Raw genomic sequence first — 24,582 nt, 5'->3', positions numbered from 1 at the left:
TATTAATACACCAGCGTTTGTATAGCATGTGCAGGAATCTTTACAATTGCTTGTTGGGTTGCAATAATAAAGTTGTAGGTAATCTCATTGTCTGTATTGTTCATTACTACCGTCGCCATTTTACCGTCCGTATTCAAAAAAGAAGTACTTGACAGGTAACTACGACTTACCGAAGTACTCACTCTAACCGCATTTGGACGAATAAATTTAGAAAAATGTCCAATGTAATAGTACGAAGGGGTGTAAATTAATTCTCCTGTAGTGGTGTCTGCATGTATCGGTGCGAAGCAAAAATTGCCTACATGATTGGGTCCTCCAAACTGGTCTAAAAGAATGTTCCAGTCTGTCCAGCCCACGGTACCGTTGTTAAAATCGTTAATCATCGACAAACCGTATTTTTCTGCATTTGGCCAGAATTGGTATTTTGTCGCGTCAAATTTCTCCACACAACCTTCTGTAAAAATTAATTTTTTATCGGGATAAGCTTCGTGTACTTTCGCTACATTATCAAACATCGGTTTTGCTCCTGTCCAGGTCTCGTACCAGTGAAAACCCATTCCCCAAACATATTTAGAAGCTTCGGGATCAGAGAAAATTACATTTGCTCTTTGTACCATTAAATCACGGTTATGATCCCAGGCGATTAGTTTTACATCCCCTAATCCGTCTTTTTTTAATGTTGGTCCAAGAAAATTCTTCAGGAAATCTCTTTCTTCCTCGGCGGTATACAAACAAGATTCCCATGTTTGGGTTGCCATTGGCTCATTTTGAACTGAAGTTGCCCAAATTGGAATTCCTTCTTTGTTGTATTCCTTTATAAATTTCACATAAAAATTAGCCCATGACTGAAAATATTCCGGTAATAACTTCCCTCCTTTTAATACATTTTTATTGCTTTTCATGAAAGCATTCGGCGACCATGGTGCAACATAGGTTATCAATTTTCCACCAGCCGTTTTGATGGCTTCTTTGATCATGGGTATGCGGTATTTGCGATCATGATCAATCGAAAACGTTTTTAAATCTCTATCACCTTCTTCGATATAAGAATAACTTCCGCTGCTAAAATCAGAACTTTGAATAGTTGTTCTTAGCAATGAATATCCGATTCCTTTTTGAGTATCGTAGTAAGCGTTTAAAAATTCAGTTTGCTTTTCTTTTGATAATTTGGCAAAAATCTCGGCACTGGCATCTGTAATTGCCCCTCCAATTCCGAGAAAATGCTGAAATTGTTTTGAAGGTTCCACAAAAACTGACAACTCGGTTTCTACGGGTTGTTTTGATGCTGTAAAATCTAAATTAGCTGTAGGAGTTAATCTTAATTCTGTATTTGATGCCGTGGTATAAACTGTAATTTTTTTATTCGTAGTTGTAAATTTCTGTTGCTTTTTTTGATCTTTCTGCTGTGGAAAAACAGTTAAAGAAAAACACAAAAACGCAATAATAAAGCCCATTTTTTTCATTGAGTATGTTTTAATCGGTAAGACTTTTATAAAATTCATTCGCCAAATCAGCTCTCATTTGATTTAAAAATAGCCCATACTCATAACGATTATGGGCCATTTCAACAACCGAACTTAAACTAACTTATAGGAGATTGCTTTGAAAAAACAGCTGTTAGACAGCTGTTTCTACTATCAATTCTCAACAGTACTATTATTGTGGATATCCTGTATTCTGAACTATTTTAGTGTTATTGAATTCACTATAAGGAATTGGGAAAGCTTCATTTTTATTCGCCTGAAATCCTTTAAAAGCCAATTTAGCAGCGGCTTCACCCGTTCTAACTAAATCAAACCAACGATGTCCTTCACCTGCCAGTTCTAATCTTCTTTCTGCTAAAATAGCAGGGATAGAAACGGGCACAGCTGTTAATCCTGCTCTTAATCTAACCGCATCTAAAAGTGCCTGAGCTCTTGCTCCTGTTCCTCCTAAAGCTTCAGCTTCTAATAGGTAAGTATCTGCTAAACGAATAATATAAGTATTGATCCCAAAATTCAGGAAAGGATTACCCGGTTTGATATCTGCATTAAAAGCGGCATACTTAATAAAATGATAGCCTGTTTCCTGATAACTGTCCTTGTACGTTATAAGCCCATTTACATCATCATTATCAACACCTCTTGCGGCAGCGGCATTAAAAATAGTAGAAGCATAACGAGGGTCATCTTTCAAAACAGCCACCAACTGAGGTGTCACTACCATGAAACCCCAACCGTTAATATAATTCGGCAAAAGTGCGTCTATCCCTTTAGGTTTTCTTGAGTAATCTCTGATTCCCATTAACTGAGCGGCAACATTTCCTTCATCATCACCTCTTTCAAAATTACCCCAGTCCGCATTCGATTTATCGGTATAGGTAATTTCAAAAATAGATTCTGTATTAAATTTATTGGCGTGGTTCCATAAATCTGCAAAAGCAGGCATCAATTTATATCCGTAGCTGCTTGTTCCGCCCGGAGTACCATTAACCTTCGCTAATTCAACAGCGGCTTGTGTTTTTTTGTTATCGTATAAATATACTTTTCCTAAAAGTGCCGTTGCCGCTCCCTTAGTAAATCTTCCTAATTCAGCCGGAGGCAATGTCATTGGTAAATCTGGAATTGCTTCGTTCAAATCTTTTTCGATTTGTACATATACATCCTCCGGTTTGGCTTGCATAACTAACGGAATTTCATCTTTAGTTAGTTGTGTCAATATCAAAGGAATGTTTTTAAACATTCTAACCAGATCAAAATAATAGTAAGCACGTAATGCTTTTACTTCTGCTGCGAATCTTATTTTCTTGGCAGCATCCATTGGAATACCCGGAAGTTTGATCAACATAATGTTACATCTTGCTACCCCTTTGTAATAATCTGCCCAAATTGCGGGTGGAATATTTGCCGGACTTACAGTGTAGTTAGAAGCAACCTGAAGTCCGGGTTGATCGTCTGAACCACCTCCTCCTGCAAAGAAATCATCAGAGGCAGAATTTAAGAATAATAGCGGCGCATTTTCCATTGCTCCTGCGAACTTTCCTAATTTATCGTAAGCGGCAACCAAACCTGAATAGGCTTCGGTTTCATTTCTGTAAAAATTATCTTCATACACTACACCATCACCTTTCACTTCTAATTTTTCATCGGTATCGCAAGCTCCGAGTGTAAGTAGCACTCCGAAAGCAATAAATGATTGTTTAAAACGTATAAGTTTCATAATATTTTCTTTTTTAATTAAAATTGCAAATTAACTCCCAACATGTACGATTTTGCCTGAGGATAATACCCTCTGTCTACTCCTTGTACATTGTTCATACCGGCTGTAGTAGGGCCTCCGATTTCAGGATCGTAACCAGTGTACTTTGTAATTGTCCATAGATTTTCTCCTGTTACATACAATCTCACCTTTTGCAATGAAATGCTTTCGATCCATTCTTTTGGAAATGAATACCCCAATTGAATTGTTTTGAATCTGAAGAAATCTCCTTTTTCTAAATTGAAGTCAGACGGGTTAGTAAAGTTTTTATTGCTATCAGTTGTAGTGACTCTTGGGTAACTGTTTGTTGATCCCGGTCCTGTCCAACGACCTAAAACGTCTGTTTGGTAATTTGCAGTTGCAATATCAAGTCTTCTTAGTCCCTGATAGATCATATTTCCACCGGCACCCTGACCGAATACTAACAAATCGAATCCTTTGTAATCTAAATTTATCGTTAATCCATAAGTGAATTTAGGTAGTGATGTTCCTAAAAAAGTTCTGTCGTTTGCTCCGATTACACCATCTCCGTCTAAATCCTGCCAACGGAAATCTCCCGGTTTTGCATTAGGTTGAATCACTTTTCCGGCAGCATTTTTATAAGAATCAACTTCTGCCTGAGTTTGGAAAATACCATTTGTTTTAAATCCGTAGAAGGAATTGTAAGCATGACCAACTTGTGTTCTGTTGATTTCGTAAGAGCTCGATTGTACGGTCTCATCTCCAACAATGAAATTAACTCCTTTATCAATATAGGTAATCTCATTTTTGATGTAAGAGAAGTTTCCATTCACAGAAAGATTTAATGCTCCAAATTTTTTGCGGTATCCTAATTCAATGTCGATACCTCTATTTTCCATATCTGCTAAGTTCGCATAGGTGTTACCTGTTGCTCCAACATATCCTGGAATTGGCACTTTCATTAAGATTCCTTCCGTTTTTTTGTTGAATAAATCTACACTCAAATTGAAATCACGCAAAAGTGTAGTCTCAAAACCAATGTTAAGTTGTTTGGTTTCTTCCCATTTTAAATCAGGATTTGGAATTGCATTTGGACTTTGTCCATTCGCTATTTCTCCGCCAATAGTATAATTTCTTTGAATTCCAACCGTAGAAATGTATAAGAAATCAGGAGATGAATCGTTACCGGTCACCCCGTAACCCCCTCTTATTTTTAACGTATTTACTACATTATTATCTTTCCAGAAACCTTCTTTTGAAGGCACCCATCCTAAAGATACAGAAGGGAAAGTTCCATATTTATGGTTGGGTCCAAAACGTGTAGAACCGTCACGACGAAGAATACCTGTAAAAATATATTTCTCTTTGTAATCATAGTTTAATCTGGAAAACAAGGACTCTACTCGGTGTTCCATCGCTTGTCCATTATAAGCATTGGCTATTTTATCTTTGATTGGGATATCAACATTAAAGGACGCTTCTGCATGTGTTGTTGCCGGAACACCTCTGTACGTGATGTCATTACCGGATGTAATATTATCTACATAAGTTCCTTTACCCAATAAAATACCGAAGTGGTGATTTCCAATTTTCTTATCATAGTTCAACGTATTCTCCCAGTTCCAGCTAAACGATTTTTTGTACGATCGGAACAATTCGTTGACATCTTTTTTGGTAGCTCCATTTAAATAATAAACCGGAGTAAAGTTATCTGAACCGTAATACGCTAATTTTCCACCTGCAGTAGATTTAAATTTTAAACCAGGTAAAATTTCCGCTTCAATAAAAATATTTCCAACAAAATTATCTGCGAAATCATTATTCCCCAGTCTTGTTTGCGTGTACGCTAATGGGTTTGAAGTTTCCTGAGTTACATTTGTAGAAATACCATAGTAATTTCCGTTTGCATCTCTAAGCGCATTTTTATTTTCGTAAGGAGTACCTGCTCCGGTTAAAGGACCCGGTGCAACAAGTACCGGAGTTAACGGATCTAAATTGATCGCAGATGATAATGGACCTCCAAATTCATCATTTGTATTACCGATACCTACCGTTTTTTCGTTCGAATATCCTAAAGTCTGACCAATTTTAATATACTTACCCAATTTATGGTTAGAGTTTAAACGAATGTTTTTTCTGGTATAGTTAGAAATATCAGATGTGATAATCCCCTCTTGATCGGTTAAACCAAAAGACATATAAAAGGTAGAAACATCATTACCACCACTAAAACTTAACTCATGAGAATAACGTTGTGCATGATCATTAAAAATAACATCCTGCCAGTTCGTTCCCTTTCCGTAATCAATTGGAGACCCTAATGGATTCCCCGGAGTCGGTGCAGTACGTGTTGGAAATAACGCTGGTTTACCACCATTTATATGCGCTTCATTCATAATCGTTACATATTGACTGGCATCTAATAAATCTAATTTTTTTGCCGCCTGTGAAGTTCCTGAGAAACCTGTATAACTTACCGAAATCCTACCTGCTTTACCTTTTTTAGTTGTTACAAGAATAACCCCTGCAGCAGCACGAGAACCGTAAATAGCACCTGAAGCACCATCTTTCAATACCTCAATCGATTCGATATCAGATTGATTTAAATAGCCTATTCCGCCATTATCAACGATTACACCATCAACTACCCATAAAGGATCATTATTGTTTAAAGTAGTAAAACCACGTATACGGATTGTAGAAGCAGATCCTGGTTGTCCTGCATTTGCAGCAATAGAAACTCCAGAAACTCTACCTTGCAAGGCTTGTTCTACTCTTGTTATAGGAAGACTTTCCAAATCTTTTGCTTTGACACTGGAGATAGAACCTGTTACTACACTTTTCTTTTGTGTACCATATCCTACTACTACAACTTCATTTAAGTTTTGAGATTCAGGTTTTAACCTAATTTCAATTTTACTTCGTCCGTTTACAGTTTCCTGTACGGTCATATAACCTACAAAACTAATTGTCAGAATACCATTTGAAGGAACACTAATTTGAAACTTACCGTCAAAATCAGAGGCAGTTGCCTTAGTAGTGCCTTTAAGTAAGATAGTTGCCCCCGGGACGGGTAACCCACTTTCATCGTTTATAACTCCATTTACCGTCACATCCTGTGCCATTGCGATAACTGAAAACAATAAAGATGAAATACAAAAAATAAGTAATTTTGTTAATTTCATTTTTCTAAAAATTTTGGTTAATTAATTAGTAATTTGATGCAATAATAAAGTTAAATTTCTACTATTTGCATTTTATATTCCCTACAAAAACACATCAAAAGATAAATTACTATATTACAAAAACACATCAAATATTTTTTAAAATACTAATATTAAGCATTTTAAAATATTTTTTATATTGTTATAGAATTGTTAACTAACTAAAATAAACACTACATTTACCTTAAATGAATTATTTTCACTTTTATTAAAAAAATATCCAAAAAAAGACACTATCACAATTACTATAATCAGAAAAAAAGTAGATTATAAAACATTACTATTAAAAATACCGTTTTTAAATTATGAAATTCATAAACCACTATATTTCAATTTTCATTCTTTTCATCCTGCCTTTTGCCCTTTTTTCCCAAGTAAAAAACATCGGATTACCGGCAATTAAAAATTATAAACGTTCCGAGTATAAAGGAGGCACTCAAAACTGGAATATTGATCAGGATAAAAATGGCAATATCTACTTTGCAAACAATAGTGGGTTGATTCAATTTGACGGTTCTATCTGGAATAAATATGCGCTTCCAAATAATACCGCGATCAGAAGTTTAAAAATCGATCCGTCAGGAAAAATTTATGTTGGAGGAAATAATGAATTTGGTTTTTTTAAAAGTGATCAGAAAGGTAAACTAAAATACTATTCGTTAACACACTTAATTAGTAAAAACGACAGCAAAAACATCAATTTAATCTGGCGCATACACCTCTATAAAGATGAGGTTGTATTTCAATCTTTCACCAAAGTGTTTTTTTATAAAAACAACAAATTGAAAGTTATAAATGCACCCAAAAAGTTTCAATTTTCTTTTCTTATAAATAACCATCTCTATTTTCAAGACAAGGAATTGGGTATTTTAGAATACCGTAATCATAAATTGATTGCTCTCAAAGGTACTACAGACTTAAACGATAAAGAAATATGGGCTATGTTTCCGCTGCCCAATAACAAAATACTTCTTGCAACACTGGAAAAAGGGCTTTTTGTCTATGACTATAACAGTGTCAAATCCTGGGAAACAGAAGCCAATGCCTTTATCAAAAAAAACACCTCGTTAGGCGGATCTATTATAAAAAACAAATTTATCGTTTTGAACTCCGTTCTCAGCGGCGTAATAATCTGTGATTTGAACGGGAAAATAATCCAGCATTTAAACAGACAAAAAGGATTACAAAACAACACCGTACTAACCTCTTATGTCGACAATAAAAACAATCTCTGGTTGGGTTTGGATAATGGAATCACATTTGTGAATCAAAACTCACCTTTTACCTTTTTCGATTACAGTTATAATATAGGTACCGTTTACGCTTCGGTTATTTTCAACAAAAATCTATACGTAGCAACCAATCAGGGCCTTTTTTATCATTCCTGGTCCGCTCCTTTTAAAGACGAACCGTTTAATCGGGTTGAGGGAACGATTGCTCAAGCCTGGAACATTCAGGTCATTAACAATATTCTGCTGTGCGCCAGTAATAGCGGGGCTTTGGTAATAGATCAAAATCGGGTATCCAAAACTTTAGACAAAAGAGGATACTTTGGTTTTAAAACAATTCCAAGTCATCCGGGCTATATTATTGGAGAAAGTTACGATGGGTTTTCTATATTTAAGAATACCAATAATGAAATCCATTACGTGAATCAGATCGGTGGATTCTACGAGACAACTAACACTTTCGAAATGGAGTTAGACAACAATTTTTTGTGGCTAAAAAAAGATCCTTACCTCTATCAAATGAAACTGTCCGAAGATTTAAAGAAATTCGATTACATAAAAAAACACGCCAACGTTTCCAATTCCAATAAAGGAATTGGAAGTTTACAATCGATTCACAACAAGGTTTACTTTCAGTCTAAAAATCACTTTTATCGATATAGCAATGAACAGGAAGGTTTTTTTGAAGACAAAAAAATAACGGCATTGTTTCATGGAATCCCAACCATCAACACCTTAATAGAAGATCGCGACCATAATTTATGGTATTCTTATAAGGAGTCACTGGGCGTTTTAGTAAAAACAGCAAATGGCAAATACCAACGCAAAGAAGCCTTGTTTTCAAACCTGACAGGCAATTTGGTAAACAATTACCTTTCTATAAACACCATTGACCCGGGCAACATTTTTATTGGCTTAACGGATGGGTTAGCGCATTATGATTCTAAAATTTCAAACAAATTCATAACCAAACCGAAAGTCTTTTTTGAAAGCTTTTCTTCCTCAACCGACACCATCATAACCGGTAATCTCGAAAAACCAATTACAGAACTTAGAATCCCTTACAACTCGAATCATGTAAAATTTACTTTCTCCTCTCCTACTTACGAAAATCAGGAAAACATAACGTACTCGTACAAACTAGAGCCCTTTGAAGACAACTGGCGCAGTTGGTCCACCGTTTCAGTCAAAGAATACACCAATCTGAGAGAAGGAAATTATAAAATGCAGATCAAAGCAAAGAACAGCTACGGGATCGAATCTGATGTATCGCAGATTGATTTTAGAATAGCACCGCCTTGGTACAGGCACTTTTTAGCCTATCTGACTTACTTCTTTTTAATTCTTGCCGCAGTTTATATCATTTCGAACAGAATCAAACTTAAGATTAGAAGAAACAAATATTATGAAACCATAGAACAAAGAAGATTGTATCTCGAAAAAGAATCCAAAATCAGACACGATCAACACGAGTTAGAGAAAGAAATCGAAAGATTAAAAAGCGATAAACTTCAAATAAAAATCCTTGCCAAAGACAAAGAATTGGTCAGCAACTCGCTTCAGGTCGTGAAAAAAAATAAAGTTCTAAATGGAATCATCCAAAAAATAAAAGACATAGACACCAATACTTTAGACGATTCAACAAAATTTGAATTCAACAAATTACACAAAAGCATTGTCAAAGAAGTAAATACCGATAAAAGCTGGAAAGATCTGGAGAAGCACATTAAAAACGTGCATTTTGAGTTTTTGAAAAGACTAAAAGAAAAGTACCCCACGATTTCGCCACGAGAACTGGATTTATCTACCTATTTATTAATGAATATGTCTACCAAAGAGATTGCCGAAATCATGAACATCTCAACGGGAGGAGTAGAACTGGCCCGATACCGTTTAAGAAAAAAACTGGAACTGAATAAAAAAGAAAATCTGATTGGCTTTTTAATGAGTGTGTAAAAAAAATGCCATCATTAACAGATGGCATTCTCTTTTATTCATTTACATATAATCCAAAGTACGCTCCAATGCCATTCCTCTGGAGCCTTTGATCAAAATAGTGTGATCTTCCAGTTTAATCGATTTTAAAAAGTCTGCAAAAACGTCAAAGGTTTCAAAAAAACGAACCTTCTCGTTTGAAATTTTATGCAGGTAAAAAGCTTTTCCGATTAAATAACAGACAGATTGATCTTGACCGACCACAGCATCCATAATAATTTTATGTTCTTGCTCACTTTCGTTTCCAAGTTCAAACATATCTCCCAAAATCATTATTTTGTTCTGATTGTCCAGTTGTATGAAATTGGCAATTGCAACGGCCATACTACTTGGATTCGCATTATAAGCATCTAATATAATCTGATTGGATCCTTTTTTCAATAATTGGGACCTGTTATTGTCGGGTGTATAAGCTTCAATAGCTGATTTTATATCACTATCAGCCACTTTAAAATAAGTACCGATCGCCACGGCAGCATTGATATTATTAGCATTATAAAGTCCAATCAAATTCGATTGGACAGCAAATCCGTCATAACGAATCGCTACAAAAGGATTGGCCTCTACACTCCTGATTTTAATGTCAGCCCCTTCTTTGTTAAGACCAAAAGTAAACGATTGAATGGCTTTAGACTTATCGACCTGAATAGGGTCCTCGAGATTTATAAAAGCTGTTTTTTTATTCTTAACGAGATATTCATACATCTCACTTTTACCTTGTATCACGCCTTCAACTCCACCGAAACCTTCTAAATGCGCTTTCCCAAAATTGGTTATATAGCCATAATCCGGTTGTGCGATTTCACATAAAAATGCAATTTCCTTTTTATGATTTGCTCCCATTTCGACAATCCCGAGTTCTGTTTCCTTTGTAAAGGACAAAATCGTTAACGGCACCCCAATATGATTATTCAGATTTCCGATAGTCGCTTTTGTTCTGAATTTTTTAGACAAAACTACATTTATAAGCTCTTTTGTGGTCGTTTTACCATTACTACCCGTTAAAGCAACAACTGGTAATCCTAAATAAGTACGGTGAAATTTTGCTAATTCCTGCAAGGTTTCCAGGCTATTCTCAACCAGTATTGTTCTTTCGTCAATAAAGTAAGCAGCATTGTCAATAACAACAAACAGAGCTCCTAAATCAAGAGCTTGTTGCGTAAACGTATTGGCATCAAAATTCTCTCCTTTGATGGCAAAAAACATAGAATTTGCTTCAATTTTTCTTGTATCAATTGAAACAGATTTACATTGTAAAAACAAATTATGAATGTCCTGAATATTCATATATAAAATTTTAAGGGTCATAAAAATAGAAAAAAAACATAAAAAAATTCCAAATTCCATACTGAAATATTCAGCATTTGGAATTTGGAACTTTTTATATTGAAATTTCTAAAACTTAGTTTCTAGGCGATTTTCTTTTTTCGGCTTTTGAACCTACTCTAGACATTGCACATCTAAATCCGATGTAATCAGTTGCCATATCCTGAGGGAAATATCTTCTTTGAGCAGGATCTAACCAATACGCTCTATCTCTCCAAGAACCACCTTTGTAAACTCTCACTTTATCATCGATTAAAGTAGTACGTTTACTAGTGTTGTCATATTTTCTAATCATTTTACCTAAACTATCAGTAGTGATATTATGTTTTGGTGAATTGTACATTGCTTGATCAGCTTTTGCACCAGATTCAGAATCTCCAAAGTCAAAATATTTAGATGATTGTTTATCACCATCTCTATAGTTGATATTGTCGCTTGTACTGAAATTAGTTCTCAAATACGTTTCGTTTTCATCAACTGGTACTTGAGCAATTTCACCAGGAAGGTTTCTTGCTACAACTTTACCATTACTTAAAGTATCGTATTTGATATTCTCTTTCGTAATAATTTCAAGTTTACCGTCTTTACCAATTTTGTTTTTAGCATATTGATTTCCTCTATAGTAGTTAAAATCATTCGCCTCATTATCAATAATAGGTCTGTAAACGTCAGCTACCCATTCTGCAACGTTACCTGCCATGTCGTACAATCCGAAATCATTTGCAGCATAACTTTTTACAGAATTTGTAATATCTGCACCATCATCTGACCAACCAGCAATTCCACCGTAATCACCGTTTCCTTGTTTAAAGTTAGCCAATTGATCTCCTTTATTTTTACGTTTAGAAGAACGTGTATAATCTCCGGACCAAGGATATTTCTTTTGTCCTTTATATATATTGTATTCTCTTTGTCCAACATCAGCTGCAGCAGCGTATTCCCACTCTGCTTCTGTAGGAAGTCTGTACTCCGGTAAAATCACACCTGAAGAACGTTGTGCGTATACATTTTTAGCATCCGGAACTACACCGTCTTTCCCTGCTTTTAATTTTCTACCGCTTGGATTTTTCTTCAACACCAATTCTTCATTACCACCGTAAGTAGTAGATGGTGATGCAAGGTAAGCTTCTGTATTAAACAAACTCTCAGCACTTACATCCTGAGTTTTAGCTCCTTTTTTAAGATATCCGTCTTTTTCTAAAACAGCTTCGTTTACACGGTCTGTTCTCCATTTACTAAATTCAACAGCCTGAATCCAGTTCACACCAACTACCGGGTAGTTTGCATAAGATGGGTGTCTTAAATAGTTATTCGTCATCGTTTCGTTGTATCCTAAACGATTTCTCCATACTAAAGTATCAGGAGATGCTCCTTCGTAAATGTTTTTGTAATTTTCTTCTGTTGGTGGGAAAACTTTCTTAAGCCATTCCAGGTACTCTAAATACATACCGTTGGTAACTTCTGTTTCATCCATATAGAATGACTGAACGTGTTGTTGAGTTGGTGTGTTATTCCAATCGTGCATAACATCATCCTGTACTTTACCCATAGTAAATGTACCTCCTTCAACAAAAACCAAACCAGGACCTGCCTGTTGTTTTTTGCCTGCGTTTCTGGCTGCAGTTCCATTCTGACTATCTACATCCCAACCAGTAGCTCTGGAAGCGTGACTGGAACTCGATTTTTTGCTACAACTAGCCGTGCCTAACATCAATACCATTGACATCATTAATTGCAAGGCTACAATTTTGTTTACTTTCATACTCATTCTTAGGTGATAAATTTAGGTGCTGCAATATAATAATTAACATTTAATTAGCAACATCTGTTCTAATAATTTTATTTAGCTGTTTTTTACCAGAAAATAACCTATAGTTACGAACGCAAAAATATACTTTTTATTATTTACTATAACATGAAATACTATATTTTTACTTACTAAAATATTTTAAAAATAATCACGTTTTTTCAGTCTATGAAACAAGTCTTATTTCTATACCTGCTACTCCTCTCATTTGCCTCATTTTCCCAGACAAACGGGAGCTTTACACTAGATTGGAAAAGCAAAAAAGAGACGGGCATTGGCGACAATAAAATCGTTATTCCTTTCTTTTCGGGAGCGGCATTCCGGTTTGATACTACTAAAAAAAACATAACATTACTTCTTAGTTTAGGAGAATCCAACTACTCAAACACCAATTCGCTTCAGGTTACGAATGTGGTATACGAACCAATTTCGATTTCGGAACTGGGAGATTTAACACTCGAAAACATCCCTTCCAAGCTAAACGAAACGCTGGAAATCGCTTCGGCACGTGATAAAAAGCAAGCTTTCATCGCACTTTATCCAATTATAAAAGAAGGAAACAGCTTCAAACGTGTCCGCTCTTTTTCGTATTCAATAAACAACACTACATCCAGAAATAGTAACTCTTCTTCCTTTCAAAAATCAAGCGGAATACAAAATTCGGTTTTAGCAACAGGGGACTGGTATCGCTTTTATATCGAAAAATCAGGTATTTACAGCATCTCCAAATCGTTTTTGCAAAGCTTAGGTTTTGATGCGGGAAAAGTCGACCCGAGGCGAATCAAAATCTACGGAAACGGGGGCAGAATGCTTCCTCTCGCTAACAACATTTACTACCCTGATGATTTAACCGAAAATGCAATTGTGGTTATTGGAGAAAATGACGGTACTTTCGACAATGATGACCACATTCTTTTTTATGGCGAAGGAGTAGACAACTGGAACACGGAAAGCCAAACAAATTCGAATGTCTTTGACACAAAATCGTACTATTATATTACCATCAGCGGTGGAGACGGGAAGCGAATTCCAACTGCCAATCAACCAACAAATAACAGCACCTTAGAATTAAGCACCTATGACGACTATCAATACCATGAAATTGACAAAATAAACATTGCCCACACCGGTCGTCAATGGTACGGAGAAGCATTCGACATCGACACCGAGCAGGAATTCAATTTTAACTTCCCCAATCTTGAAACGGCAACTCCTATAAAAATACAGCTAAACGCAGCTTCAGCAGCCTATACAGCCACTTCATTTAAAATTTCTGCAAATGAACAAAACATCGGCACTCTTAACTTTAACAGCTTAGGATCGGATCCTGATTTAAAATTTTTCAGCGCTCAACTCCCTCAAAACACTTCTTTTTTAGGCAGTGAAAATGTAAAAATAAAACTAACGTACATCAATAATGGTGTGCCCGGATCAAAAGGATACCTGGATTACATCAACTTAGTAGCCAAAAGAAAACTACTGGGAACCGGAAAACAATTTAGATTTCAATATGATTTAGCCGGTTCAACAGCAGGAATCGTAAATTACACTATTGGCAATGCCGCAGGAATCGCACAAATTTGGGATATTACAGACCTATATAATGTATCGAAAATTGAAAACCCAAATCTGACTAATTTTAGCTTCAAAGCTTCGCTGGGAGAAATACGAAAATACATCACACTTGTTCCTGCCGATTATTACAGTCCTTCAAAAGAAAACCAATCAAAAATCGGCAATCAGAATTTAAAAGGAACTCTTTTAAAGAACAATCAAAATGTTTTCCAGGACATCGATTATGTCATCGTTACACCACGATTTTTACTTTCACAAGCTGAAAATCTGGCTAATTTTCACCGCAACAATTCCAATCTAAGTGTAAAAGTAATCGCATTGGAAAACATCTATCAGGAATTCTCTTCCGGAAAGCAGGATATAGCAGCGATCAGAAACTGCATTAAATACATTTACGATAATGCTTCTTCACCTGAAAAAAAGATAAAATACCTGAATTTATTTGGAGACGCTTCTTTTGATTATAAAAACCGCACCCGAAACAACAACAATATTGTACCTATATATCAATCTTTAATAAGCAACACAACCGGAGAAGCCTCCTTTGCATCTGATGATTTTTTTGGACTAATGGATCCCAACGAAGGAAACCTGACTTCTTTTGCTAAAGGGATCGATATAGCCGTTGGACGAATGTTGGTTTCCGACAATGGTCAGGCGCAGGAAATGGTTAATAAGGTTCTCGACTATCACAACATTAAGTCTTTTGGAAACTGGAGAAATAACTTTGTCCTAATCAGCGATGATGCAGACAAAAGTTCAGATGCCTCTTTACAAGCCAGACAAAACAGTTTAGCAGATGTTATTGCTACTGAAAAACCATTTTTTAACATTGATAAAATCTTCCTTGACTCTTACACACAGGAAGCTTCTTCGGGTGGATCGAGATATCCGAAAGCAAGAACAGATTTCTTTAATGCTTTTGAAAAAGGTGCTTTGGTGTTTAATTATCTGGGACACGGTGGTGAAGATGGCTTGGCAAGTGAACGTATTTGGGAAAAAGCAGACGGGCAAAACCTAAACAATCAATACAAATATCCCTTATTTATCACCATCACCTGTGACTTCTCCCGATTTGACGACCCTACCAAACCAACGGCAGGAGAATACGTCTTCTGGAATCCCAGAGGAGGTGCCATTTCGATGCTTACCACTATCCGCGCCATTGGTCAATTTAATGCCGAAAACTTCAATGACAATCTGAGCAGAAACTTACTTGCTTACGGATCCAATCAATATACAACCATTGCCGAAACACTGCGAATTTCTAAAAATGACACCCCTAGTTCCTCCAGTAACGTAATTTTGTACTTAGGTGACCCGGCTTTGATGTTAGCCATTCCAAAACCTAAAATTAATTTAACAAAAGTAAACGATATTGTTATCTCACAACCGATCCCTGATTTAAAGTCCCTTTCAAAAATCAAACTTACGGGTGAAATAACCGATGAAAACAACAATCTGTTAAGCAATTATAACGGAGAATTATCTACCGCTATTTTTGACAAACTAATTACAACCACCACCTTAAACAACGATGGCTTCAGCCCTCCCATGTCGTTTAAAATCCTTGGCGAAACGATTTTCAGAGGAAATGCCTCTGTTAAAAACGGACAATTCGAGTTTAGCTTTATCGTACCCAGAGACATCAGAATCCCTGTTGACAATGGCCGAATTAGCTTTTATTCCAAAAAAGAAGGCCTTCCGGAAAACCAAACCGGCTTTAACAATACCATTAAAATTGGTGGTGTAAACGAAAATGCACCACAGGACAATATAAGTCCAAAAGTTAAGTTATATATGAACGATGAAACATTTGTTTCAGGTGGAATTACAAATAGTTCTCCTTTTCTATTGGCGTTTCTGGAGGACGAAAATGGTATAAATACCGCGAGCGGAATTGGTCATGACATTATAGCCATTTTAGATGGCGATGTTAGCAATCCGTTCGTATTAAACGATTACTATCAAACCAAATTAGACGATTATACAAATGGAAACCTGCGTTTCCCTTTACGAAATTTAGCTGCCGGAATGCACACTATAAGCTTTACGGCATGGGACGTTTACAACAATCCCATAACAAGCGAAATACAATTTATAGTAGTTGGAGACGAATCTCTGACACTGTCACACGTTCTTAATTACCCCAATCCATTTTCGACCTACACTCAATTTTGGTTTTCACACAACAGACCTTACGAGCCTTTAGAAGCTCAGGTTCAGGTAATGACTATTACCGGAAAAGTTGTTTGGACAAAAAATCAAATCATTACCACTGAAGGATTTTTATCAAGAGAAATAACCTGGGACGGAAAAGATGATTTTGGCGACAAAATCGGAAAAGGTGTTTACATTTACAAACTGACCGTAAAATCTACCTTAACAAATAAAAAGGCAGAAAAATATGAAAAGCTTGTCATTTTGTAAAAATTTCTATATTTGTATCGTAATCATATTTTAGTTCAATAAATGAAAAAAATAGCGCTCTTCTTAATTTGTTTTTTAGTTCTTTCACAGGTAAAAGCTCAGGAAATTGTTCCAATTACAACTGGAGTTCCATTTTTATTAGTTGCAGCAGATGCCAGAGCAGCCGGTCTGGCGGATCAGGGTGTTGCCACATCAGCTGATGTTTTCTCACAACAATGGAATCCTGCCAAGTATGCCTTTTCAGAAGACAAACAAGGCTTCTCTATCAGTTACACTCCTTATTTAACAGATTTAGCCAACGATATTTCCCTTGGGCAAGTAACGTACTACAACAAAATCAACGAACGAAGTGCTTTTGCCGGTAGTTTGCGTTATTTTGGTTTTGGAGATATTGAACTAAGAGCTAATCCAAACGATGATCCAAACATTGTGTCCCCAAATGAATTTGCTTTAGACGGATCTTATTCCTTAAAATTAAGTGATGAATTTTCAATGGCGGTTGCAGCAAGATACATACGCTCTAACTTAAAAATTGCTTCAGAAAATATTGATGCATCAGCAGCAGGTTCTTTCGCTGTAGACGTTGCCGGATTTTATCAGTCAGAAGAAATTGCTTACAACACTTTTAACGGAAGATGGAGAGGTGGTTTTAACATGCAAAACATAGGTCCAAAAATAAGCTACGACCACGACAACATAAGCTCTAACTTTTTACCTGCCAACCTGCGTTTGGGTGGTGGTTTCGATTTTATCCTTGATGATTACAACAAAATTGGCGTTAGTGTCGAATTTACAAAACTTTTAGTTCCAACTCCTCCGGGACCTGGAACTCCTGTTGATGTTAATGGTGACGGAGACTTTACCGATCCGGAAGATATTAACCAAACGGAAGCGAATGCCATAAACTATAAAAACTACAACGACATTGGTTGGGTTTCGGGAATCTTTAAATCTTTTGGAGACGCACCGGGTGGCTTTAGCGAAGAATTAAAAGAAATCACCTATAGTATAGCTGGAGAATACCTGTATCAGGATTCGTTTGCCATACGAACAGGTTACTTTCACGAAAGCCCTGAAAAAGGAGGCCGTCAGTTCTTCTCTTTGGGAGCAGGTTTTAAGTATAGCGCCGTAAAAGTTGACGTCTCTTACTTATTTTCAGCTTCAAAAGTTAAAAATCCGTTAGAAAATACACTTCGTTTCTCTTTAACCTTTAACTTTGGTGACAAATACGAAGTATACTAAACGAAAATAAATTAAAAGAATAACAACAATCCAAATTTCTACTTTTAGGAATTTGGATTTTTTTTCCCATAAAAAGAATGAAAGAAATAAACTTTACCTCCTCATTTTTATCTTATGATTCATTTGAAGAACTTCCAACAGACATTCAGGAATTAATGAATCAGGCAGTCGAAATTCGCAAAAAAGCGTATGCCCCTTACTCTCAATTTAAAGTTGGAGCCGCCTTATTATTAGATAATGGAAAAATAGTTCTGGGATCTAACCAGGAAAACGCCGCATATCCGTCAGGATTATGTGCAGAACGTGTGGCTATATTTCATGCGGGAAGTGTTTATCCTGAAGCCAAAATTTTAAAGATAGCGATCTCAGCCGCATCCGATACGAATCAGACAAAAGCGCCAATTCCTCCTTGTGGGTCTTGCAGGCAATCAATTGCCGAATATGAAATCAAACAAGACACTCCAATCGAGATTTATTTCATGGGTGAAATTGGAGCGATTTACAGATCGGCATCCCTAAAAAACTTACTCCCTTTTATGTTCGATAAAAAGTTCTTGTAAAAAAAGCCCAAAAAGTGCCTTTTAAATTTTAGTTCTTAAACGGAATGTCTTATTTTTGCATCCCGACCTTTTCGGGCGCAAATTTGTGGGAGGAAACTATTTTGCGTTACAGGCACAATCGATAACACAAACAACTTTAGCAAAAGAGAGAATTCAAATGAAAGAAGTTACAAAAGAGGTATATTTAAAGTGGTACGAAGACATGCTGCTTTGGAGAAAGTTTGAGGACAAACTTGCAGCATTATACATTCAACAAAAAGTTAGAGGTTTTCTACACCTATATAATGGTCAGGAAGCTGTATTAGCAGGTGCTTTACACGCTATGGACCTAACCAAAGACAAAATGATCACGGCTTACAGAAACCACGTTCAACCAATTGGTATGGGAGTGGATCCAAGACGTGTAATGGCTGAACTTTTAGGAAAAGCAACAGGAACTTCTAAAGGTATGGGAGGTTCTATGCACATTTTCTCTAAAGAACACCGTTTTTACGGAGGTCACGGAATCGTTGGTGGACAAATTCCTGTTGGAGCAGGTTTAGCTTTCGCAGACAAATATTTTGAAACCGGAGGAGTAACTATGACTTACTTTGGTGACGGAGCTGCAAGACAAGGTTCTTTACACGAAGCATTCAATATGGCTATGTTATGGAAACTACCGGTTGTATTTATCGTTGAAAACAACGGTTATGCAATGGGAACTTCTGTAGAAAGAACTGCCAACCATACAGATATCTGGAAACTTGGTTTAGGGTACGAAATGCCTTGCGGACCAGTTGATGGAATGAACCCTGTAAAAGTGGCTGAAGCAATGACAGAAGCTATTGACAGAGCTCGTCGTGGTGACGGACCAACTTTCCTTGAAATGAAAACGTACCGTTACAGAGGACACTCAATGTCTGATGCACAATTGTACCGTTCGAAAGAAGAAGTTGAAGAGTACAAAAAAATTGACCCTATTACACAAGTTTTAGATGTGATTATGGATCAAAAATATGCTACAGAAGAAGAAATTGAAACAATTGACCAAAGAGTTAAAGATTTGGTTGAAGAGTGTGTGAAATTCGCTGAAGAGTCTCCATATCCTGAATTACAACAATTGTACGATGTAGTTTACGCACAAGAAGACTATCCATTTACACCTCATAAACTATAAAATATTATGGCGATAAAAGTAACAATGCCTCGTTTGAGCGATACTATGACGGAAGGAACGGTAGCAACTTGGCTAAAAAAAGTAGGTGACAAAATTAGCGAAGGAGACATCTTAGCTGAAATTGAAACAGACAAAGCAACAATGGAGTTCGAATCTTTTAACGAAGGAACTCTTTTACATATTGGAATCCCTGCCGGAGAAACTGCTCCAGTAGACTCTTTATTAGCGATCATCGGAAATGAAGGAGAAGATATTTCTGCTCTTTTAGCCGGTGGTGACGCCCCTGCTGCTGAAGCTCCAAAAGCGGAAGCTGCTACTGAAACAAAAACAGAAGCTGCTCCGGCAAAAGCTGCAACTGAATTACCAAAAGGCGTTATCGTTGTAACTATGCCTCGTTTGAGTGATACTATGACAGAAGGAACTGTAGCTACCTGGTTGAAAAAAGTAGGTGATGCGGTTGCTGAAGGAGATATTTTGGCAGAAATTGAAACAGACAAAGCTACTATGGAGTTTGAGTCTTTCAATGCCGGAACTTTATTATACATTGGAATTCAAGAAGGAAACACAGCTCCTGTTGACAGCTTACTAGCGATCATCGGACCTGCGGGAACTGATATTTCAGGAATTTCTGAAAATTATACTGCCGGAGGTACTGCAAGTGCTCCAGCAACTGAAGAGGCAAAAACAGCTCCTGCTGCTGAAAAAGCACCGGAAGCAATTGTTGAAACTTCAAACGGAAGAATCTTAGCTTCACCATTAGCGAAGAAAATTGCTTCTGACAAAGGAATTCAATTAAACCAGGTTAAAGGTTCAGGAGAAAACGGACGTATCGTAAAAAGCGATATCGAAAACTTTACTCCAGCTGCTCAACAAGCTACTACTTCGGCACCAGCCGCTAAAGCACAGGAAACTGCTGCACCAGCTGCACCGAAAGTATTTGTTCCTGCCGGAGAAGTTTTCACAGAAGAGATCAAAAACTCTCAGATGCGTAAAATTATCGCGAAACGTTTGGCAGAATCTTTATTTACAGCACCTCACTACAACTTAGTGATCGAAGTAAGCATGGACGACGCAATGCAAGCAAGAGCAACAATCAATTCGGTTCCGGATACAAAAGTATCTTTCAACGATATGGTAATTAAAGCTTGTGCTTTAGCCTTGAAGAAACACCCAAAAATCAACTCTCAGTGGAAAGAAGATGCCATTATCATCAACCACCACGTAAATATTGGAGTTGCTGTTGCGGTTGAAGACGGATTGGTAGTTCCTGTATTGAAATTTACAGACGCTATGAGTTTATCTCAAATCGGAGGTAGCGTAAGAGATCTTGCCGGAAGAGCCAAAAACAAAAAGCTTGGACCACAAGAAATGGAAGGAAGCACTTTTACAGTTTCTAACCTTGGAATGTTTGGTATTACTGAATTCAATTCAATTATCAACCAACCTAACTCTGCGATCCTTTCAGTAGGTGCAATTGTAGAAAAACCGGTTGTTAAAAACGGTCAGATTGTAGTAGGAAACACCATGATGTTATCATTGGCTTGTGACCACAGAACAATTGACGGTGCTACCGGAGCTCAATTTTTACAAACATTAAAACAATACATCGAAAGTCCGGTAACTATGTTGGCGTAATTTTGTCAGTCTGAACCGAGTCTAAGGTTATTTATATTAAAATCCCGTTTTGAACTTTCAAAACGGGATTTTTTATTTAATTTAGTTTCCTAATTTAATCATCAAACTATGAAAAAAATACTCCTCCTCACTTTATTTTTGACTGCTATTGCGTGTCAAAAAAAAGAAACCACCAAAGAAACGGATAAAGAATCCACCACCATAAAAGACGAACATACGTTTTCAAAACCGGATCTGGCAGTTGTAAAACATTTAGACCTTGATATTAAAGTTGACTTTGACACGCAGACCATTTCAGGAAAAGCCTCTTGGCAAATTGACAATATCAGTAAAGGAACCGAAATTATTTTCGACGAAAACACATTAGACATTACCAAAGTAACTTTAGGCGATGACGAAAAAGAAACCAAATTCGATCTTGGGAAAGAAGTAGAATTTCACGGAAAACCACTTCATGTTACTATTGAACCTAACACTACCAAAGTTACGATTTACTATACCACAAGCAAGGAAGCTATTGCGTTACAGTGGCTAACCCCACAACAAACAGCAGACAAAAAGAAACCATTCCTTTTTTCTCAGGGAGAAAGCATCTGGTCGCGCACCTGGATTCCCTGTCAGGATTCTCCGGGCGTTCGTTTTACTTACAACGCAAAAGTTACTGTTCCTAAAGATTTATTAGCGGTAATGAGTGCTGTAAATCCACAGCAAAAAAATGATACGGGAGTTTATACTTTTAAACAAGACAAGGCGATACCGTCTTATTTAATGGCAATTGCCGTTGGAGATCTTCAATTTCAATCTATAGACAACAGAACCGGTGTTTATGCAGAACCATCTGTACTTAAAAAAGCAGCTTGGGAATTTGCCGAACTAGGAAAAATGGTTGTTGCCGCCGAAAAATTATACGGCCCGTACCGTTGGGGACGTTATGACGTATTGGTTTTACCTCCAAGCTTTCCTTATGGGGGAATGGAAAATCCAAACCTGACTTTCTTAACTCCGGGTGTTATCGCAGGAGATCGCTCCCTAACAAGCTTATTAGCACATGAACTAGGACACAGCTGGAGCGGAAACTTAGTAACCAATGCTACCTGGGATGATATTTGGTTGAACGAAGGATTCACCACCTATGTAGAGCATCGCATTGGCGAAGCCATTTTTGGTAAAAAAGAATTTGAAATGCAAAATGTTATCACTCGCAAAGAATTAACAGATAACGTAGCAGAATATGGTGATACAAATCCGGACACCAGACTTAAAGTTAGTTTAACGGGAAGAAATCCTGATGATGGAATTAACCAAATTCCATATGTAAAAGGATACGCTTTTTTAAGAGTAATTGAAAATGCGGTTGGACGCGAAAAATTCGATGTCTTTATTAAAAATTATTTCGACGCACACGCTTTTAAATCCATTACAACAGAAGATTTTGTAAAATATTTAAACGAAAATTTAATCAAAGGCGATAAAGCTTTGGCCGATAAAATACAACTGGAAGACTGGATCTACAAGCCTGGAATCCCGGCTAATATTACACCGGTAAGCTCTCCTGAGTTTGATGCAATTGATCAAATTCAAAAAACCTGGAGACAAACAGGAGTAAAAGGATTAAGTCAAAAAATCACAAGTACGCCAGAAAAACAACATTTTATAGACAACCTTCCAACTGATATCACTCCAAAAGAAATGCAGGAGCTTGACGCTGAATTTAACTTCACAAAAGGAGGTAATTTCATCATCAAACGCCAATGGTTTGTTCCTTCTATTCGCTATAAATACACTGCAGCTTATCCTGCCATTGAGCAATTTTTACTAACAAGCAGCAGAACAGGATCTGTAATGATGCTTTACAAAGAAATGGCAAAAACTCCCGAAGGAAAAAAATGGGCACAACAGATTTTCGATAAAGCAAAATCCGGTTATCACGCCACGACTATTCAAAGTGTTGAAGATTTGCTGAAATAAAGTTTACAGTAACAGTAAACAGTTTTCATCTTACAAATCCCCGATTACTTCTTGTAACTCGGGGATTTTTTTATTCAAAAACACCAAAGGAAAAATTGTCCATCACATAGCGTAAATTCTCCATGTTCTAAAATCTGCCGCCATCGCATCTTTGTAATGTCAAAAGACAACAACTCATAAAACAAATTAAAATGGCACGATTAACTGCATTAAACCCGGAAGAAGCAACAGGAAAAACAAAAGATTTATTCAATGCTGTACAAGCTAAATTAGGAGTCATTCCTAATATGATGCGAACAATGGGAAATTCTCCCGCCCTATTAGAAGGTTACTTAAACTTCAGTGGTGCTTTGGGTCAAGGGAAATTGAGTTCAAAAATCGGCGGACTTATCGCTATGGCTGTTTCTGAAAAGAACGCTTGTAATTATTGTTTAGCCGCTCATACTTTTATTGGAGAAAACCTGGCAAAAACAGATCCGGAACTTTTACATGCTGCCAGATCAGGAAATTCAGCTGATCCTAAAACGGCTGCCATTTTGCAATTTGCTACTACTTTAACAAACAAAAGAGGCTCAATAAACGATGAAGATGTAAATCTGGCAAAAAACGCAGGTGTTTCTGAAGCAGAATTAGCTGAAATTATAGGACATGTAGCCTTAAATATCTTAACCAACTATTTCAACAACGCTGTCAACACAGAAATTGACTTCCCTACAGTACAACCTTTAGAACTGCAAAACTAATTGCTAAAAAAAGAATCTCTAACGATAGTCATGATTGATTTCATGACTATCTTAGTATAAAAAAATCATTATGGAACCACAAAGACATCCTTTACCCCCATTCACAATGGAAACCGCCTTGCAAAAAGTGCAAATAGCAGAAGATGCCTGGAACACAAAAGATCCTGAAAAAGTTTCTCTGGCGTATACTATTGATACCGAATGGAGAAATCGAACTGATTTTATCAATGGTCGTGAGAAAGCAAAAGAATTTTTAACCATAAAATGGCAAAAGGAATTAAACTACAAACTCAAAAAAGAATTGTGGGGATTTAAAGACAACAGAATGGCTGTAAGATTTGAATACGAATGGCACGATCATGCCGGACAATGGTTTCGCAGCTACGGAAATGAACTTTGGGAATTTGATGAAAATGGCTATATGCAAAAACGATTCGCCAGTATTAATGATTTGGCTATTGATGAAGCTGATCGCAAACTTTAACGCTTCCAAA

Annotated in this window: 14 protein-coding genes; 9 read left to right on the top strand and 5 right to left on the bottom strand. The window is 36.7% G+C overall.

The annotated features are described in order from the left end of the window. Window positions 1–2 precede the first annotated feature (2 nt). From ACHRV5_RS09820 to ACHRV5_RS09810, 3 genes are all read right to left on the bottom strand, one after another. Complete coding sequence (locus ACHRV5_RS09820; RefSeq protein ID WP_395426617.1) at window positions 3–1,463, bottom strand: glycoside hydrolase family 30 beta sandwich domain-containing protein; 1,461 nt, start codon at window positions 1,461–1,463, stop codon at window positions 3–5. A 193-nt stretch (window positions 1,464–1,656) separates the two neighbouring features. After that, on the bottom strand, window positions 1,657–3,198 hold the full coding sequence (locus ACHRV5_RS09815) for a RagB/SusD family nutrient uptake outer membrane protein (RefSeq protein ID WP_395426616.1): 1,542 nt from the start codon (window positions 3,196–3,198) through the stop codon (window positions 1,657–1,659). Window positions 3,199–3,215: 17 nt separating this feature from the next. After that, window positions 3,216–6,383, bottom strand: coding sequence for a TonB-dependent receptor (locus ACHRV5_RS09810; RefSeq protein ID WP_047772983.1), 3,168 nt, complete (start codon window positions 6,381–6,383; stop codon window positions 3,216–3,218). A 344-nt stretch (window positions 6,384–6,727) separates the two neighbouring features. Between ACHRV5_RS09810 and ACHRV5_RS09805 the strand changes: the two genes are divergently transcribed. Then, window positions 6,728–9,607 (top strand): triple tyrosine motif-containing protein, encoded by a 2,880-nt coding sequence (locus tag ACHRV5_RS09805; protein ID WP_395426614.1) that lies wholly within the window; start codon window positions 6,728–6,730, stop codon window positions 9,605–9,607. A 42-nt stretch (window positions 9,608–9,649) separates the two neighbouring features. Here the strand turns inward: ACHRV5_RS09805 and murF are convergent, their stop codons facing one another. Together murF and gldJ are read right to left on the bottom strand one after the other, a co-directional pair. Then, window positions 9,650–10,933 carry a UDP-N-acetylmuramoyl-tripeptide--D-alanyl-D-alanine ligase gene (murF, locus tag ACHRV5_RS09800; RefSeq protein ID WP_395426613.1) on the bottom strand — a complete coding sequence of 428 codons (1,284 nt, stop codon included), beginning with the start codon at window positions 10,931–10,933 and terminating at the stop codon, window positions 9,650–9,652. Window positions 10,934–11,048: 115 nt separating this feature from the next. Beyond that, window positions 11,049–12,734 (bottom strand): gliding motility lipoprotein GldJ, encoded by a 1,686-nt coding sequence (gene gldJ, locus ACHRV5_RS09795; RefSeq protein ID WP_230005143.1) that lies wholly within the window; start codon window positions 12,732–12,734, stop codon window positions 11,049–11,051. Window positions 12,735–12,947: 213 nt separating this feature from the next. On the opposite strand from gldJ, the gene porU reads away from it, so the two are divergent. From porU to ACHRV5_RS09755, 8 genes are all read left to right on the top strand, one after another. Continuing rightward, the gene (gene porU, locus ACHRV5_RS09790) at window positions 12,948–16,784 is read left to right on the top strand and encodes a type IX secretion system sortase PorU (protein WP_395426612.1); all 3,837 of its coding nucleotides are present in this window, start codon (window positions 12,948–12,950) and stop codon (window positions 16,782–16,784) included. Window positions 16,785–16,826: 42 nt separating this feature from the next. Then, window positions 16,827–18,026, top strand: a complete 1,200-nt coding sequence (gene porV / locus ACHRV5_RS09785) for a type IX secretion system outer membrane channel protein PorV (RefSeq protein ID WP_395426611.1) — start codon at window positions 16,827–16,829, stop codon at window positions 18,024–18,026. Window positions 18,027–18,103: 77 nt separating this feature from the next. Then, a complete protein-coding gene (gene cdd, locus ACHRV5_RS09780) occupies window positions 18,104–18,586 on the top strand; it encodes a cytidine deaminase (RefSeq protein ID WP_047772964.1) in 483 nt (160 codons plus the stop codon). Between the two features lie 157 nt (window positions 18,587–18,743). Then, a complete protein-coding gene (gene pdhA, locus ACHRV5_RS09775) occupies window positions 18,744–19,742 on the top strand; it encodes a pyruvate dehydrogenase (acetyl-transferring) E1 component subunit alpha (protein ID WP_047773266.1) in 999 nt (332 codons plus the stop codon). A 6-nt stretch (window positions 19,743–19,748) separates the two neighbouring features. Continuing rightward, the gene (locus tag ACHRV5_RS09770; RefSeq protein WP_395426610.1) at window positions 19,749–21,377 is read left to right on the top strand and encodes a 2-oxo acid dehydrogenase subunit E2; all 1,629 of its coding nucleotides are present in this window, start codon (window positions 19,749–19,751) and stop codon (window positions 21,375–21,377) included. Between the two features lie 108 nt (window positions 21,378–21,485). After that, window positions 21,486–23,345, top strand: a complete 1,860-nt coding sequence (locus ACHRV5_RS09765; RefSeq protein WP_395426609.1) for a leukotriene A4 hydrolase C-terminal domain-containing protein — start codon at window positions 21,486–21,488, stop codon at window positions 23,343–23,345. A 191-nt stretch (window positions 23,346–23,536) separates the two neighbouring features. Continuing rightward, on the top strand, window positions 23,537–24,088 hold the full coding sequence (locus tag ACHRV5_RS09760) for a carboxymuconolactone decarboxylase family protein (protein ID WP_395426608.1): 552 nt from the start codon (window positions 23,537–23,539) through the stop codon (window positions 24,086–24,088). Between the two features lie 70 nt (window positions 24,089–24,158). After that, a complete protein-coding gene (locus ACHRV5_RS09755; protein ID WP_395426607.1) occupies window positions 24,159–24,572 on the top strand; it encodes a DUF1348 family protein in 414 nt (137 codons plus the stop codon). Window positions 24,573–24,582: the final 10 nt, after the last annotated feature.

It is taken from the genome of Flavobacterium sp. FlaQc-52 (assembly GCF_044007495.1).
GTDB lineage: Bacteria > Bacteroidota > Bacteroidia > Flavobacteriales > Flavobacteriaceae > Flavobacterium > Flavobacterium cupriresistens.
Note: the sequence above shows the minus strand (reverse complement) of the source record. Positions and strands in the feature narration are given on the sequence as shown.

What these genes read in the sequence shown, in the direction of transcription:
- ACHRV5_RS09770 (WP_395426610.1), top strand. Translation starts at nt 19,749, where the DNA reads ATGGCGATAAAAGTAACAATGCCTCGTTTGAGCGATACTATGACGGAA.
- ACHRV5_RS09820 (WP_395426617.1), bottom strand. Translation starts at nt 1,463, where the DNA reads ATGAAAAAAATGGGCTTTATTATTGCGTTTTTGTGTTTTTCTTTAACT.
- ACHRV5_RS09810 (WP_047772983.1), bottom strand. Translation starts at nt 6,383, where the DNA reads ATGAAATTAACAAAATTACTTATTTTTTGTATTTCATCTTTATTGTTT.
- ACHRV5_RS09760 (WP_395426608.1), top strand. Translation starts at nt 23,537, where the DNA reads ATGGCACGATTAACTGCATTAAACCCGGAAGAAGCAACAGGAAAAACA.
- murF (WP_395426613.1), bottom strand. Translation starts at nt 10,933, where the DNA reads ATGAATATTCAGGACATTCATAATTTGTTTTTACAATGTAAATCTGTT.
- ACHRV5_RS09815 (WP_395426616.1), bottom strand. Translation starts at nt 3,198, where the DNA reads ATGAAACTTATACGTTTTAAACAATCATTTATTGCTTTCGGAGTGCTA.
- ACHRV5_RS09755 (WP_395426607.1), top strand. Translation starts at nt 24,159, where the DNA reads ATGGAACCACAAAGACATCCTTTACCCCCATTCACAATGGAAACCGCC.
- ACHRV5_RS09805 (WP_395426614.1), top strand. Translation starts at nt 6,728, where the DNA reads ATGAAATTCATAAACCACTATATTTCAATTTTCATTCTTTTCATCCTG.
- porV (WP_395426611.1), top strand. Translation starts at nt 16,827, where the DNA reads ATGAAAAAAATAGCGCTCTTCTTAATTTGTTTTTTAGTTCTTTCACAG.
- porU (WP_395426612.1), top strand. Translation starts at nt 12,948, where the DNA reads ATGAAACAAGTCTTATTTCTATACCTGCTACTCCTCTCATTTGCCTCA.
- ACHRV5_RS09765 (WP_395426609.1), top strand. Translation starts at nt 21,486, where the DNA reads ATGAAAAAAATACTCCTCCTCACTTTATTTTTGACTGCTATTGCGTGT.
- cdd (WP_047772964.1), top strand. Translation starts at nt 18,104, where the DNA reads ATGAAAGAAATAAACTTTACCTCCTCATTTTTATCTTATGATTCATTT.
- pdhA (WP_047773266.1), top strand. Translation starts at nt 18,744, where the DNA reads ATGAAAGAAGTTACAAAAGAGGTATATTTAAAGTGGTACGAAGACATG.
- gldJ (WP_230005143.1), bottom strand. Translation starts at nt 12,734, where the DNA reads ATGAAAGTAAACAAAATTGTAGCCTTGCAATTAATGATGTCAATGGTA.